Here is a 12296-nt window from a genome sequence, read left to right on the forward strand (position 1 = left end):
GGGGTAGGGGAGCCGGGGCGCGGAGAACGCCTCAGCACGGGCTGTCCTGGGGGAGGACGAGCGCGGCGGCGCCGAGCAGCCCGGCGTCGCGTCCGAGCGAGGTGGGATCCACACGCACGCGACGCAGGAAGCCTAACCCGGCCGACCCGGTGACGGCCCGCCGGAGCGGATCGAACAGGACTGTTCCGGCGGCGGCCACCCCGCCGCCGACCACCACGTGGTCCAGGTCGAACAGGGCCGCCGCCGTCAGAATCGCGGTCGCCAGCGCGTCGGCCGCGCGCCGGAAGGCGCGCAGCGCCACGGGGTGGCCGAGGCGGGCGTCGGCGGCCAGCGCCTTGGCGTCCTCGCCGCTCCAGCCGTTCGCGCGGGCCCAGCGGACCATGTTCGGGCCGCTGGCCACGGTCTCGACGCAGCCGGCCGCCCCGCACGGGCAGGGCTCGCCGCCCGGGTCGACGGCGATGTGGCCGATGTGCCCGGCGTTGCCGGTCGGGCCGAGGTAGGGCGTGCCGTCCAGGACCAGGCCGCCGCCGACCCCGGTGGAGACGACCATCCCGAGCACGGCGCGGGAGGGGGTGTGCTCGGCCAGGCCGCGCCACCACTCCCCCAGCGCCATGCACTGGCCGTCGCCGGCCAGCCGCACGGGCCGGCCGGGCAGCATCCGGCTCACCGCGTCGGCCAGCGGGAAGTCGCGCCAGCCGGGGATGTTGACCGGGCTGACGCTGCCCTTGACGGAGTCGAGGGGGCCCGCGGACCCGATGCCCACGCCCTCGATCCCGTCCCGGTCCACCCGCGCCGTGACGCGCCCGACGACCTCGGCCAGCGCCGCGTCCGCCGAGGCGAAGGCGCTCAGCGGCACCTCGGCGCGGACCGGCATGCCGCCGTCGGCGGTGACCGCGGCCGCGGCGAACTTGGTGCCGCCGATGTCCACGGCCAGCACGGTCCGGGTCTCCCCGGTTCCGTTCGGGGAGCTCACCGCCGGGCCTCGTTCACGCAGCGCAGGACCGGGAAGGCGGTCAGCGCCGCCGGGTCCAGCCGCCGCCCGGTGGCGACGTGGAAGACGGCGCTCTCGCCGGGCAGCAGGGTCACCAGCATGTCGTCCACCGAGGCGGCGGGGTCGAGCCGGTCGGGGAACAGCGCCAGCTCGCGCAGCAGGGTGCGCGCGGTGACGGTCACCCGGTAGCCGCCCTCGACCGGCTCGGCCTGCGCGTCGTAGGCGGCCTCGGGCAGGGCCACCCGCGTGTCCTCGGCGAAGAACGCGACCGTACGGCTCTCGCCCAGGCGGGCGGCCAGCAGCTCGCCCCCGGGGTCGTCGGGCGTGCCGACCGCCGCGGGCAGCGCCACCGCGGCCACCGAGCGCGGTGCCGCCTCCACGGCGACGACCTCCTTGGCCAGCGGCTCCCCGGCCAGGCTGTGCCGTACCAGCTCCAGCTCGCCCCGCCACGGCTCGTCGCCGTCGTTGACCACCGCGACCGAACCGTCGCCGACGACGAGCAGGCGGTCGGCGTAGACGCGGCGCAGGGCGTACCACAGGGGCTTGCGCCGGCCGTCGCCGTCCACGGCGGACCAGGAGGTGACCGGCCAGCAGTCGTTGAGCTGCCAGACGATCGTGCCCGCGCAGTGCGGCGCCAGCGACCGGAAGCGCCCGATGCCGAACTCGATCGCGCGGGCCTGGTTGAGCTGGGTCAGATAGTGCCAGTCGTCGAAGGTCTCCGGCTGCGGCAGGTGCTCGCCGAGGCCGCGCAGGAGCTTGCCGTTGCCGTCGATCGCCTTCTGGTGGTGCAGCACCAGCGGCGCGTCGGCGGCCAGCTCGCCGCTGATCGCGCGGCGCATGGTGGCGTACGCGGCCGGTCCCTGGAAGCCGAACTCGGCCACGAAGCGCGGCGTGTAGGCGCCGTAGCGGGAGTAGTCCTCGCGGTTCCACACGTCCCAGATGTGGATGGTGCCGCGGGCCGGGTCGTTGGGCGGCAGGTCTGGCGCGCCGGAGTACGGGCTGCCCGGCCAGTAGGGGCGGGTGGGGTCCAGCTCGGCGACGATCGAGGGCAGCAGGTCGTAGTAGTAGCCGGCGCCCCAGCTCCGTCCGGCCAGTTCCTCCTGCCAGCCCCAGTCGGCGCGTCCCTCGATGTTCTCGTTGTTGCCGCACCACAGCACCAGGCTGGGGCGGTGCGCGAGCCTGGCCACGTTCTCGCGCGCCTCGGCCTCGACCTCCGAGCGCAGGGGCTCCTCCTCGGGGTAGGCGGCGCAGGCGAAGGGGAAGTCCTGCCAGACCAGCAGGCCCAGCTCGTCGGCCAGGTCGTAGAAGTCCTCGCTCTCGTACAGGCCGCCGCCCCACACCCGCAGCAGGTTGACGCCCGCGTCGGCGGCCTGCCCGAAGCGCCCGGCCAGGCGCTCGCGGGTGACCCGGTTGGGGAAGCAGTCGTCCGGGATCCAGTTGACGCCGCGCACGAACACCGGAACGTCGTTGACGTGCAGGGTGAAGGCGCCGTCGGTCGTGTCGAGCTGTACGGAGCGGAACCCGATCCTGCGGGTCACGCTCTCCTCGCCGAGCCGCACGGTCAGCTCGTGCAGGGGCTGCGCGCCGTACCCGCGCGGCCACCAGCGCTCGGGCTCCGGCACGGTCAGCTCCAGCACCGCCTCGCGCCCGCCCGGCGCCAGGCGCGCCTCGGCCGAGACGCCCGCGACCTCCGCGGTGACCGTCACGGGATCCTCGGTGACGCGCTCGACCCTGACGCGCACCTCGACGTGGCCGTCCGCGCCCCGCATGGTCACCAGCGGCCGCACCTCGGCCAGGCGGGCGCCGCTCCAGCTCTCCAGGCCGATCGGCCGCCAGATGCCGGCGGTGACCACGGTCGGGCCCCAGTCCCAGCCGAAGTTGCAGGCCATCTTGCGGATGAACGGGTACGGCTCGGTGTAGGGGCCGGGCCGCTCGCCCAGCGCGGCCCGCCGCGCCTCGGTGTAGGCGTAGGCCGAGCCGAAGCGCACGGTCAGCGTGTTGGTCCCCTCGCGCAGCAGGTGCCGCACCGGGAAGCGGTAGGAGCGGTGCTGGTTGGCGGTCTCCGCGATCTGCACGCCGTTGAGCGTGACCGTCGCCGCCGTGTCCAGCCCCCGGCAGACCAGATCGGTCCGCTCGTGGTCGTCGGGGACCCACTCGAAGGCGGTCTCGTAGATCCAGTCGGTGCGGCCTATCCAGGACAGCCGGGTCTCGTTGTCGTCCAGGTAGGGATCCTCGATCATCCCGGCGGCGAGCAGGTCGGTGTGCACGCAGCCGGGCACGGTCGCGGCCACGCCCGCCACTCCGGCGTCCGGTGAGGCGGCCATGAGGATCCAGCCGTCGTGCAACGGACGGTACGAACTCAAGTGAAGCTCCTTCTGACGGTCGCTCGCGCCGGTCACTGCGGGCAGGCGTCGAGCTGGGCGCAGGCCACGAGATGTCCGGGCTCCGCCTCGAACATCGCGCCGGAGGCCGCGTTCTCGTGATAGTGGCAGGTCTGCATGGGGGCGGCGTCCTCCCAGGGGGAGTGCAACCGGGGCACCGCCGACAGCAGCTGCCGGGTGTAGGGGTGCAGGGGGTTGCCGAAGACCTTGCCGGTCACCCCCATCTCGACCACGGTGCCGCGCCGCAGCACGACCGTGCGCTCGGCCAGGTAGTTGCCCAGCGACAGGTCGTGCGTGACGTACAGCACCCCGAGGCCGCGCTCCTTCAGCTCGGCCAGCAGGTTGAGCACGTCGATGCGGGTCGAGGCGTCGAGCATGCTGGTGATCTCGTCGGCGACCAGCAGCTTGAGATCCAGCAGCAGCGCCCGGGCGATGAGCAGGCGCTGGAGCTGGCCTCCGCTGAGCTGGTGCGGGTAGCGGCCGAGCACCTGGTCGGGGTCGAGCCGCACGTCCCTGACCGTGGAGCGGACCCGCTCGTCCCACTCCTTCTCGCCGACCTGCGGGTAGTAGGCCTCCTTGATCATCCGGAACACCCGGTCGGCCTTGAACACCGGGTTGTAGCAGCTGAAGGGGTCCTGGAAGACGCCCTGCACGTGCCGGTAGTAGTCCTTGCCGGGCTTGACCGGGACGCCGTCGACGGTGATCGAGCCGCCGGTGATCGAGGCCAGCCCGAGGATCATCTTGCCGATCGTGCTCTTGCCGCTGCCGCTCTCGCCGATGAGGGAGACGACCTCGCCGGCCTGGACGTCGAAGCTCACCCCGTCCACGGCGGCGAAGACCTTCCCTCCGAAGGCGCCGACCTTGTAGACCTTCGTGACGTTGTCGAGTTTCAGCATCAGGCCTTCCAGCACGCGACGAAGTGGTTGGGCTCGATCTCGGCCATGGGCGGCTCCTGCGCGCACTCCTCACCGGCGATCGGGCAGCGGTCCCGGAAGCGGCAGCCCGCGGGCGGGTCGAGCAGCGACGGCGGGCTGCCGGCGATGCCGGCCAGCCGCTTGTCGGTGTACCGCACGCCGACCTCGGGCAGCGAGTCGAGCAGGAGCTTGGTGTACGGATGACGCGGCTTCTTGACGATCGCGGTGGCGGGCGCCTTCTCCGCGAGCTTCCCTGCGTACATGACCATGATCGTGTCGGCGATGTGGGAGGTGAGCGCGAGGTCGTGGGTGACGAAGATCATGCTCTTGACGAACCCGGCGTCGCGGAAGCCGATCAGGGCCCGGGCCACCGCCTTCTGCGTGGAGACGTCCAGGGCGGAGGTGACCTCGTCGGCGATGAGCAGCGACGGGTCGAGCAGCGTGGAGATGACCATGACCATCCGCTGCTTCATGCCGCCCGACAGCTCGATCGGATAGCGGTCCAGCACCGCGTGGGGCAGCTCGACCAGGCTCAGCCGCGACTCCAGCTCGTCGAGGTCCAGGGTGGCGCCCCGGGACCTGAGCAGCTCGCGCACCATCCTGCCGATCTTGCGGGTCGGGTTCATGGCGCTCATGGAGTACTGCGGGATGAGGGAGACCTCGCGGAAGCGGAAGTCGTTCATCCGCCGGTCGTCGCCGATGGGCAGCTCCCGGCCGTCGAGCTCGACCGTGCCGCCGATGTGGCGCATGCGGCCGTCCATCCGGATGAGGCTCTTGCCGAGGGTCGTCTTGCCGCAGCCCGACTCCCCGGCCAGGCCGAGGATCTCCCCGTCCTCCATGGAGAAGGAGACCCCGTCGAGCGCCTTCACATCCCCCTTGAGGGTCCTGTAGTAGACCCTCAGGTCGTCGACCTGCAGACTCATGTCTCCCTCAGCTTCGGGTTGAAGACCTCGTCGAGCCCGACGTTGGCCACGTACAGGGAGCCGACGATCGCGGTGATCCCGGCGCCCGGAGGGATGAACCACCACCACATGCCCAGCTGCATCGCGCTCCACTGGTTGGCGTTCTGCAGCATCAGCCCGAGCGAGGTGCCCTCGGTGGGCCCCAGGCCGATGAAGTCCAGCGAGGAGGCGATGAGGACCGAGCCGCCGAACAGCAGGATGAAGGTCATGAACAGGTAGGAGCTCATGTTCGGCGCGATCTCCCTGGTGATGACCTTCCAGGTGTTCGCGCCGCTGAGCCTGGCCAGGTCCACGAAGTCCCGGGTGCGCAGCGAGAAGGTCTGCGCCCTGATCGCCCGCGCCGCCCACGGCCAGGAGGTCAGGCCGATGAACAGCGCCTGCGCGCCGACGCTGCGCACGCCCAGGTAGGCGTTGATGATCAGCAGGACGGCCAGCGTCGGGATGACCAGGACGATGTTGGTGAACATGTTGAGGATCTCGTCCACCAGCCCGCCCCGGTAGCCGGCCACGAAGCCGACCAGCATCGCGATGACCGCCGCGATGCCGCCGCCCAGGGCGCCGACCACGAAGGTGGTGCGCAGGCCGTACACGAACTGGGTGAAGACGTCCTGGCCGAAGGTGGTGGTGCCGAACCAGTGCTCGGCCGAGGGCGGCTGCATGGGCTGGGTGCCGTACTCGCTGCCGGTCCCGCTGAGGAACAGGGGGCCGAGCAGGCCCAGCAGCAACAGCGCCAGGACGATGCCGAAGCCGGTCAGCAGCTTGCCGTTGCGCAGCGCGAAGTACAGGGCCTCGCGCCGCACGCCCGCGGGGGCCGCCGCGTCCTGCGCGGGAACCTCCTGAAGTGCCGTCATGCCGCAGCACCCGCCATTCCCGCCCGCGTGCGCGGATCGACCACGACGTAGACGATGTCGATGATGAAGTTGGCGATCAGCACGCCGAGCACGATGAACAGGAACGCGCCCTGCAGCAGGAAGAAGTCCTGGTTCTGGATCGCCTTGAGGATGAGGCTGCCGAGACCGGGATAGGAGAAGACGATCTCGGTCACCAGCGCCCCGGCCACCAGCACGCCCAGCTGCAGCGCCAGGCCGGTGATCTGCGGCAGCACCGCGTTCCTGAAGGCGTAGCGGCGGATCAGCCGCTGCGGCGCCCCGAGCGCGGCCAGGTAGTTCGAGTAGTCCGACTCCAGCTCATAGATGATCATGTTGCGCATGCCGATCGCCCAGCCGCCGAGCGCCACCAGGAACAGCGAGCTGAACGGCAGCACCCAGTGGTGCAGCAGGTCGAGGATGAAGTCCCACGACCAGCTGGGCTGCATGGAGAAGCTGTAGCCGCCGGCGACCGGGAACCACCCCGCCACCACGCCCAGCCCCCAGGCCAGGAGCACCGCCAGCCACATGTACGGCATCGCCGTCAGGACGTAACCGACCGGCAGGAGGGTGTTGTCCAGCACCTTGCGCCGGGCGGCGTAGGCCCCGAACCAGTTGCCCACGACCCAGCTGAGCAGCACCGAGGGGATCATCAGCCCCAGCGTGTACGGCACGGCGCCCAGGATGACCTCGCTGACCGGGGTGGGGAACACCCAGATGCTGATGCCGAAGTCGCCCTGGAACAGGGCCGCCCAGAAGTTGACGTACTGCTTCCACAGCGGCTGGTCGAAGCCGAAGAGGTTGGTGTAGTAGACCCGCATGGTCTCCGCGGCGGCGGGGTTGCTCGCCCCCGTCCTGGCCACCATGCTCGAGACGGGATCGCCCGGCATGAACCGCGGGATCATCCAGTTGACCGTGACGGCGACGAAGAACGTCAGCCCGTAGACCAGAAGTTTCCGGCCGAAGTAACGACGCACGAGAAGTCTCTCCAGGAAGGCCCCCTCCTCCCCGGTGGGGGAAGGGAGGAGGGGGCGCGGTGTCAGCCGGTCAGGAGGCGGCCGGCTGCAGCTGCGTCAGCGTCTCGAAGCCGCCGAGCTCGAGCCAGTTGCGCCACATGGTGGGCGCGGTCTTGGGAGCGCCCTCGGCCGAGGACGGCCAGTTCTTCCAGGCCGCGCCGCTGACCTGCGACCACAGGCCGTTGTACCAGAGCGGGATGATCGGCATCTCCTCCAGGTGGATCTTCTGGATCTCGGAGATGACCTTCTTCATGCCCTCGGTGTCGTCGGACTTGACCTGGTCGAGCTGCTGGACCAGCTCCCAGACCTTCTTGTTCTCGTACCGGCCGAAGTTGACGGTGTTCTGCGTCTTCTGGACCGGCAGCTGGAACATGTAGTCGTAGTAGGTCCACGGGGTGTTCGACAGCTGGCGCTCGTTGTTGATCAGCATGTCGAAGTCGCCCTTGCTGCGCTTGTCGACCAGGGCGTTGAAGTCGGGGAAGTCGGTGGTGACGTTGATCCCGGACTCCTTCGCGCTGGCGGCGATGACGCGGATCGACTCCATCCAGTCGGTCCAGCCGGAGGGCACGATGAGGTTCAGGCTGATCTTCGAGCCGTCCTTGTTCTCCACGAACCCGTCACCGTCGCGGTCGCGGTAGCCCGCGTCCGACAGCAGCTTCTTGGCCTTGGCGGTGTCGAAGGAGAAACCGTTCTGGCTCACGACGGACTGGTCGACGAACTGCTCCCACTGGGGCAGCAGGCCGGTCGGGCTGGCGGGCTTGACGAGGTTGCCGTAGACGCCCTCGACGATCTTCTTGGTGTCGATCGAGTTGGCCAGCGCCTTGCGGAAGGCCGGGTCGTCCATCGGCTTCTTGGTGGTGTTCAGCACCAGGAAGGCGGTGTTGGCCGAGAGCATGTACGGCGCCTCGGGATAGTAGGTCGAGATGCCGAAGTTGCCCTTGACCAGGTTCGCCGCGCCGGGCAGGAAGTTGTTGCTGAGGTCCATGCCCTTCTGCAGCAGCAGGCCCATCGCGACCTCGTTGCTGGAGTTGACGATGTCGACGATGTACTTGGGCTTGGGCTCCATCTTGAGCACGGTCTTGCCCCACCAGTCGTCGCGGCGCTGCCAGACGACGCGGTCCTGGTCGTGGCTCATGTACTTGTAGGCGCCGGTGCCGATCGGGTTCTCGTTCTTGCCGTCCAGCACCTCCTGCTCGGAGCGGCCCTCCCACACGTGCTGGGGCACGATGGCGCGGCCGTACAGCTGGAAGTCCCACTCCTGGTAGTTGCTCTTGGAGAAGGTGACCTTCACGGTCTGGTCGTCGACCGCCTCGGCCTTCTCGATCCACTCCCAGATGTTGTGGTACGGGACCGTCTCCATCTTGCCGAGTTCGAGGGTGAAGACGACGTCCTTGGCTGTGAACGGCTTGCCGTCCGACCAGGTGACGCCCTGGCGGAGCTTGATCTCGTAGGTCTTGTCGTCGCTCCAGGCCCCGCTCTCGGCCAGCCACGGGACGAGCTTGGAGGTGTTCGGGTCGAAGTGGAACAGCGACTCGTAGACCAGCCCCTCCGTCCCGGTCGCGTAGTCCCACTCCCGGACCGGGTTGAAGTTGGCCGGCGGGCCCCACTGCGTGCCGCTGGTGTAGAGCGTCTCGTTGCGGGGCAGCGAGTTGGGGTTGGCCTGGTTGGCGGCGGGTGCGCTGCCCCCCGGCGAGGCCTGGCCGGCGGGCGTCTGCCCACCGGAGGTACAGGCTGCGGCGAGCAGGCCCGCAGCCAGGAGCGGGATCGTGATCCGCACCCGGTTTCGCATCGCGTCTCTCCTTCCTCCGCGCTGTGCGGAGGTCCGAACGTCTTCACAGACCCCGATGGCGGAGGGTTACGGCCCCGCCTGGCTGGGAGCGCTCCCATACATGTCGGACGGGGCCGCCCCTGCCCTCATCCGGTCCGCGTCGACGCCGACCACCCCCGGAGCGGATGGTCCGGCATCCGCCCCGGTCGTCCACGCTTCCGCTGAACCGGATAAGCACCGTGAACGTAAATTCCGCGTGACCGCGGCGTCAATAGTCGTGACCCGTTCGAGACGTACCGCCCGGCCCGTGCACACTCTCGTGAAAGGTCCATTTTTCCCTCCTGACCACGCCCCGGTCACACTCAGTGAAAACCCGCCATGTCCAAGCGAGGGTACCCGCCCGGCGCCGCTGTGGAGACCGGACGACGACCAGGTAGTAAGGTCAGGTCGACATGATGGCTAACCGGTTCAATCAGGGGGTTCGGTGAAGCGACCGACGATCGCCGACATCGCCCGGCGCGCGGGCGTCTCCAAGGTCGCGGTCTCATACGCGCTGAACGACCGCCCGGGGGTGTCGGAGGCCAAAAGGGCCACGATCAAGGCCATCGCCGAGGAGATCGGCTGGCGGCCCAACAGCGCGGCGCGGGCCCTCAACGGCGCCCAGGCGCACACCGTCGGCCTGACCGTGTGCCGCCCGGCGCGGATCCTGGGCGTCGAGCCGTTCTTCATGGAGCTGATCAGCGGGATCGAGACCGAGCTGTCGGCGCACTCCTACGCGCTGATGCTGCAGGTGGTGGCCGACCCCGGTCAGGAGATGGAGGTCTACCGCCGCTGGTGGGGCGAGGGGCGGGTCGACGGCGCGATCCTGGTGGACCTGCGCTTCTCCGACCCGCGCATCACCGAGCTGGAGGAGCTGGGCCTGCCGGCCGTCGTGGTGGGCCACCCCTCGGAGTCGGGCTCGCTGGCGCCGGTCTGGTCCGACGACACCGTGGCCGTGCGCGAGACCGTCCAGTATCTGGCGGCGCTCGGGCACCGCAGGATCGCCAGGGTCGCCGGACTGCCCGAGCTGGTCCACACCGTCCTGCGCGACCAGGCGTTCACCGCCGTGTGCGGGGAGCTGGGACTGGCCGCGCACACCATCATGCACACCGACTACACCGGCGAGGAGGGCGCGCGGGCCACCCGGCGGCTGCTCAGCTCCCCCGGGCGGCCGACCGCGATCGTCTACGACAACGACATCATGGCCGTGGCCGGCCTGTCGGTGGCCCAGGAGATGCGCCTGGAGGTGCCGGCCGAGCTGTCCGTCGTGGCCTGGGACGACTCCCCGCTCTCCCGGGTCGTACGGCCCTCGCTGACCGCGCTGACCCGCGACATCCCCGCCTACGGGGCCCACGCCGCGCGGACCCTGCTCTCGCTCATCTCCGGCGAGGAAGAGAAGATCACCGGCTTCGAGGACCAGGCCGCCCGGCTCGTGCCGCGCGGCAGCACCGCCCCTCCCCCGGCGGCCTGACCGACCGGCGTGACCCCGGGGGCGGGCCGACCGACCGGCTGGGCCTCAGGCGGCGGTGAGCTTGCCGGCCACGCGGACGACACGGCCGGCCATGTGGTCCAGGGCGGCGTACTGCGCGTCGGTCAGCGGGTCGGTGTTGCTGCCGCCGGTGACGTGGGAGACGCCGTAGGGGTTGCCGTCGGCGAACTTCAGCGGATCGGTGTAGCCGGGGGCGACGATGACGCCGCCGAAGTGGTGGATGGTGTTGTAGAGCGCCAGCAGGGTGGACTCCTGCCCGCCGTGGGAGGTCATCGACGCGGTGAACCCGGCGTAGACCTTGTCGGCCAGCAGCCCCTGGGCCCACTGCGGGCCGAGGGTGTCGAGGAACTGCTTGAGCTGGCTGGAGACGTTGCCGTAGCGGGTGGGCGTGCCGAACAGGACGGCGTCGGCCCAGACGATGTCGTCGGCGGCGGCCTTCGGCTCGTCCTTGGTGCGGTCGAAGTGCTGGCTCCAGGCCGCGTTGGAGGCGATGGCCTCGGCCGGGGCGAGCTCGGGCACCTGGCGCAGGCGCACCTCCGCGCCCGCCTTCTGACCGGCCGCCTCCAGGCGTTCGGCCATGGCGTGGAGCGTGCCGGTGGCCGAGTAGTAGATCACTGCGAGTTTGACGCTGCTCATGAAGGACGGCTCCTCAGATGTGTCCCGGCGGGATGGCCTCTTGCGTTCCCGATCGGTCGTCCCGGACGTTGTTCCTGCTGGCGGAGGGGGCAAACGGCCGCCACGGGGCGCTGCGGGTAAACAGTGGGGGAAGATCGGGCCAAGGGGACCGGGCGCGGACCCGGCCGGCGGGCGGGAGTCCCCGGCGGGCCGCGGGGCGTAGGGTCGGACCATGAGTGATCTCGGCCGGGAGTCCGGCCAGGCGGTGTACGGCTGCACGGTCGCGCAGGAGGCGGAGCCGGAGAGCGTGCTGCTGCCCGGCCACGACGTGCCGCTCGGCCGTTACACCACGGTGCGCCGGCTGCTGCCGCAACGGCCGCGCCGGATGGTCGGCGCCTGGTGCTTCGTCGACCACTTCGGCCCCGACGACGTGAGCGGCCGCCCCGGCATGCAGGTGCCACCGCACCCGCACACCGGCCTGCAGACCGTCACCTGGCTGGCCGAGGGCGAGATCATGCACCGCGACAGCCTGGGCAGCGCCCAGACGATCGTCCCCGGGCAGCTCAACCTGATGACCTCCGGCCACGGCATCTCCCACTCCGAGCAGTCCCCGCCGGACCACCCGCCGGGCATGCACGGGGTGCAGCTGTGGATCGCCCTGCCGCAGGAGGCCCGTCACGGTCCGGCGCGTTTCGAGCACCACCCGGTCATGCCGGTGCTGCGGGAGGGGGAGGCGACCGTCACCGTCGCGGTGGGCGAGCTCGGATCGGCGCGCTCGCCCGCGCTCGTGCACACTCCCCTGGTGGCCGCCGAGATCCTGTTCGCCGGCCCCGGGCGCTGCCTGCTGCCGGTCGAGCGCGGCTTCGAGACCGCCGTCCTGGTCATGTCCGGCGCCGCGACGGTCGCCGGGACGGCCCTGGAGCCCGGCGCGCTGCTGTACCTCGGGCGGGGCCGGTCGGAGACGTCCGTCGAGACCGCCGGTCCGGCCCGGCTGTTCCTGATCGGCGGGGAGCCGTTCGAGGATCCGCTGGTGATGTGGTGGAACTTCGTCGGCCGCTCCCACGAGGAGATCGTGCGGGCGCGCGAGGACTGGATGGGGGGCGACCGCTTCGGCACGGTCTCCGGCTGCGACGCCGCGCCGCTGCCCGCCCCCGAACTGCCCACCGTCCGGCTGAAGGCACGCGACCGGCACGGCCGGATCATCGGCTGAGCACCGTGTCCGGCCGTGCCGGTCGTCCTGCCCGGGGTTCTCCCG

10 protein-coding genes are annotated in these 12296 nt (G+C 70.7%); 2 read left to right on the forward strand and 8 right to left on the reverse strand.

What is annotated here, in order from left to right; all coding sequences use genetic code 11:
- Positions 1 to 31: 31 nt before the first annotated feature.
- From Pta02_RS32575 to Pta02_RS32605, 7 genes are all read right to left on the reverse strand, one after another.
- Entirely contained in the window at positions 32 to 973 is a 942-nt protein-coding gene (locus Pta02_RS32575) for an ROK family protein (protein WP_239131410.1), read from the reverse strand.
- Entirely contained in the window at positions 970 to 3354 is a 2385-nt protein-coding gene (locus Pta02_RS32580; RefSeq protein ID WP_203878834.1) for a glycoside hydrolase family 2 protein, read from the reverse strand. The genes Pta02_RS32575 and Pta02_RS32580 overlap by 4 nt, the downstream gene beginning before the upstream one ends.
- A 32-nt stretch (positions 3355 to 3386) precedes the next feature.
- Entirely contained in the window at positions 3387 to 4268 is an 882-nt protein-coding gene (locus tag Pta02_RS32585; protein WP_203878835.1) for an ATP-binding cassette domain-containing protein, read from the reverse strand.
- Positions 4268 to 5209 (reverse strand): ABC transporter ATP-binding protein, encoded by a 942-nt coding sequence (locus Pta02_RS32590; RefSeq protein ID WP_203878836.1) that lies wholly within the window; start codon positions 5207 to 5209, stop codon positions 4268 to 4270. The genes Pta02_RS32585 and Pta02_RS32590 overlap by 1 nt, the downstream gene beginning before the upstream one ends.
- Positions 5206 to 6099: an ABC transporter permease gene (locus Pta02_RS32595; RefSeq protein ID WP_203878837.1), complete on the reverse strand. Its 894-nt coding sequence runs from the start codon at positions 6097 to 6099 to the stop codon at positions 5206 to 5208. Before Pta02_RS32595 ends, Pta02_RS32590 begins: the two co-directional genes overlap by 4 nt.
- A complete protein-coding gene (locus Pta02_RS32600; protein WP_203878838.1) occupies positions 6096 to 7091 on the reverse strand; it encodes an ABC transporter permease in 996 nt (331 codons plus the stop codon). The genes Pta02_RS32595 and Pta02_RS32600 overlap by 4 nt, the downstream gene beginning before the upstream one ends.
- 70 nt (positions 7092 to 7161) lie before the next feature.
- Positions 7162 to 8919 (reverse strand): ABC transporter substrate-binding protein, encoded by a 1758-nt coding sequence (locus tag Pta02_RS32605; protein ID WP_203878839.1) that lies wholly within the window; start codon positions 8917 to 8919, stop codon positions 7162 to 7164.
- Positions 8920 to 9382: 463 nt separating this feature from the next.
- On the opposite strand from Pta02_RS32605, the gene Pta02_RS32610 reads away from it, so the two are divergent.
- The gene (locus Pta02_RS32610; RefSeq protein ID WP_203878840.1) at positions 9383 to 10408 is read left to right on the forward strand and encodes a LacI family DNA-binding transcriptional regulator; all 1026 of its coding nucleotides are present in this window, start codon (positions 9383 to 9385) and stop codon (positions 10406 to 10408) included.
- A 45-nt stretch (positions 10409 to 10453) separates the two neighbouring features.
- Here Pta02_RS32610 and wrbA read toward each other — a convergent pair whose 3' ends face one another.
- Positions 10454 to 11062, reverse strand: a complete 609-nt coding sequence (wrbA, locus tag Pta02_RS32615) for an NAD(P)H:quinone oxidoreductase (protein WP_203878841.1) — start codon at positions 11060 to 11062, stop codon at positions 10454 to 10456.
- Between the two features lie 211 nt (positions 11063 to 11273).
- Between wrbA and Pta02_RS32620 the strand changes: the two genes are divergently transcribed.
- On the forward strand, positions 11274 to 12251 hold the full coding sequence (locus tag Pta02_RS32620; protein WP_203878842.1) for a pirin family protein: 978 nt from the start codon (positions 11274 to 11276) through the stop codon (positions 12249 to 12251).
- Positions 12252 to 12296 lie beyond the last annotated feature (45 nt).

Source organism: Paraplanobispora takensis (genome assembly GCF_016863195.1).
GTDB lineage: Bacteria > Actinomycetota > Actinomycetes > Streptosporangiales > Streptosporangiaceae > Planobispora > Planobispora takensis.